This window comes from Tenebrionibacter intestinalis (assembly GCF_016632365.1).
Lineage (GTDB): Bacteria > Pseudomonadota > Gammaproteobacteria > Enterobacterales > Enterobacteriaceae > Tenebrionibacter > Tenebrionibacter intestinalis.
Genome location: NZ_JAEPBH010000087.1, coordinates 1 through 3,176, shown reverse-complemented (window position 1 = coordinate 3,176; position 3,176 = coordinate 1). Strand labels below are relative to the sequence as shown.

1 protein-coding gene is annotated in these 3,176 nt (G+C 67.7%); it reads right to left on the bottom strand.

What is annotated here, in order from left to right; genetic code table 11:
- Positions 1–24: 24 nt before the first annotated feature.
- A partial coding sequence (locus JJB97_RS17500) for an ImcF-related family protein (RefSeq protein ID WP_238715363.1) occupies positions 25–3,176 on the bottom strand: 3,152 nt, incomplete at its 5' end.

The following is a 3,176-nucleotide window of genomic DNA, read 5'->3' as shown; positions in this document are numbered from 1 at the left end:
TCAGGGATAATCGGAGCGCCGGACTCAGCCGCGGCGCGCTTCATCATCGTCAGCCCCCGCCGCCGTCTCCGGCGGGGTCATCGCCTGCGCCATCGCCTGCGCATCAACGCTAAAAATACGCGACGGCAGCCTGAAGCCGCGCAGGCGCAGCAGCGAGAGCGGCCCCTCGCCCAGCTCGGTACGCAATATCCACTGCAACTGCGCATCGCGGGTCACATACGTCAACTGCCACCGGCTTTCGTCCAGCCGCGCGCGCTTCGCCTTCTCCAGCCAGCGCACCAGCCCCCAGGCTCCCTGCCAGTCGCCGTAAAGCTTCGCGCCCCCCTTCGCGCTGCTCCAGGTGAGCATGGCGCCGGGCTTATACGTCTCGCCCGGCCAGCGAAAGCGATGCCAGCTTTCCATCTGGTTGAAATAGCGCAGCTTCTGACCGTCCACGGTCAGCGTCGTTTCCGTCACCCCCGGCGCCGGGCGCGCCAGCAGCTCAAAACGGATACCCTGGCTGCCGTCGGTGAACATCACATCCGCAAGCTCGCTTAGCTGACTGAGCGCGCGCAAAAACGCCGGGTCAAAGTTCAGCCCGCGGGCGTTCACCGGGTCCGGCGCCCAGCGCGTGCCTTCTCGCCTGAGCACCCCGCCCAGCTCGCTGTCAAGAAAGCGCGGGATTCGCCCGGCATCCCGGCGGATAAACTCCGCCAGCATCGCAACGGATGCCTCGCTTTTACCGGCGGCAAACGGGTAGCGCCCGGCAAAGGCGCTGTTCCAGTTGTTCACCACCGTATCCTGCCAGCGCTGGTTAAGGCTTGCCGCCGACGGCTGCAGCACCGTCTCCCAGGCCTGCCTGAGCGGCTGTACGAATACCGTCCGCCCGAAGGCGCGCCACTCCTCGCCGAGGCTTGCCGCCACCAGGCTGCCGTACTCGCGCGTGTCAGTGAGGTCAACGCTTTTGCCCCGGAACACCGTCTGCGCCAGCGCCTGCATCATCTCCTGCGGGTCCGGCGCGCTCGCCACCTGCTGGAGCCGCAGACGCACGCGGGTCACGCGGGTAAGGTAAGTCTGCAGGCTGAGCGAGCCGTCGTGCCCCATCACTGCGCCGCTGTCGCCTTTGCCCATCAGCGTCAGAAGCGGGCCGAAGGTGCCGTCGAGCGGGCCGGTCGGACCGGCGCTCTGCTGACTGATAACCGGCGCGTCATCCTTATGCAGCAGCTCGCGGGCTGAACTTAACAGCACATCCCCCGGCGCCCGCCCCTGGCGCCCGGTCTGGCCCTGCCAGGCCAGCGTGTTCATCAGCGCAATCAGCGGCGACTGGCGCACGTCGCTCATCAGCGTCAGTTGCTCCGTGACCTCAGAGAGGTTGTGCGTGGCGTTCCAGCGCAGACTGTTGAGAAAACCCAGCCAGCTACCGGCAAAATCATTGAAATAGCGGGCGGTCAGGCGCTGTTTAAGCTGTTCCGGCGATACCTCGTCGGAGACCGTCTGGCGGCTGTCGCTCAGCACCCAGTCAATCTCCTCGCGCCGGCTGCGGGCCGCCTTCTCTATCGCCGCCCGCACCTGCCCCTCCCACGCCCGGCGCGTGAACATGCCGGGCACCACCTCGCGGGTGGTAAACAGCCGGCTGGCGTCGGTATCGCCGGTCATGTCTTCCAGCCGCAGGTCGGCATAATTGCGCCGCGCCGACTTCAGCAGCGCCTCATAGAGCGCGCTCTCGGCGTGACGCCGGCCCGTCTGCTGAAGCAGCACCTGCCGCACACGGCTTACCCGCTCTGCATCAGGCGTTATCGCCCAGCCCGGCTGCGAGGGCAGAGCGGACATATAAAACGCCCACAGGTCAGCCGATAAATCCTGCCACAGCACCTGCGACAGCCCTGCATGCTGCGGCTGTACCTGCCTCATCACCTGCGCAAAGAACGCCGGGTCGGCCTTCTGCGGGCGCGCCATCATCAGCAGCGCCTTAAGCTGTCCGTAACCGGCCTGCGCGCCGGCGGCGCGCTGCGGACTGTCCGGCGGCAGGCTCGCCAGCGCGTCCAGCGCATCCGTTAAGGCGCGCTGCGCCTCGTCGCGCAGCAGTCGGTTATTTCCCTCGCCCCACAGCGGCATCAGGGCGGCGAGCAGCGGGTCGCGCATGTCCAGGCCAAAGCGCTGATACCACGGGCTGCCATGCTGCTGCTGAGCGTGCAGCCGGGCGATGCGGTTGCGCAAATCTTTAAGCGTCATCAACTGCTGCGCGTAGTCGCCTTCCTGCGCCTTCAGGCTCTGCGCCTGCGCGGCCACATCGGCAATCTGGTGGCGGTTAACGGCAAAGGAGAGCAGCATGCCCGCGCCCCACAGCGTCATCAGCCCGGCCAGCGCCCAGCAGGCGCCTGCCAGCCACGGCACGCCGGGGCGCAGTCCGCGCGCCTGTTTACAGTCGGCCAGCAGCGCCGACCAGGACGCGTCCGGCTGCCAGTGGCGGGCGGAAAAGAGGGTAAACGTCGGGGCGTCGGGCTTATCAGAAGAAGGTGAGGACGCGCGCGCCGCGTCTGATTCGGGGGGCGCCTCAGGCAGCGGGCTGAACACCAGGCCGCGCAGCGCAATGCGTTTTGTATAGCCGGCAAACCACGGTGAGAGCGTCTGCCGCCAGCGCGCCGCGCCCTGCTCGCGCAGCGTCAGCCCCAGGCGCAGCAGGAAGTTGTGCTGCGGGTCCTGCATCACCTGCTGCATACCGTGCTCCAGCAGCGCCCCCGGCAGGGCATTGAGATATTCTGTGACCTGCGCCTCAGTGGCCTGCGCCGGGAAGAAGGTGCCCACGGGCTGGCTGACAGCCTGCCCGGCGCCGGTTTTACTGAGCTGCCACAGGTACAGCGGCGCATGCCAGCGCAGGCGGGCACCGACCTGCTGCAAATGGCGCAGCCCGTGGTCCATCCAGGCCGCGCCCGGATAGTCTGACTCGCGGGTTACCCATACGATGCCGTCAAGCGGGCGGCGTCGCGCCAGGCGCCTGAGCGCATCCAGTCGGGCCGTGTCCGGCTCCGCCTTCAGGTCGCCGCCGGCAATCAGCACCGTGCCGTGCCCTTCGGCCCAGCCGTGCGCGCGCAGCTCAGGGACAAGGGCGTCAACATCGGCATCGTCCCCGACGACCAGCAGCAGGCGGACTTTTGCGCGCCAGAAGAAGGTGTAAACGGCGCGGAGGTGGTCGCGCA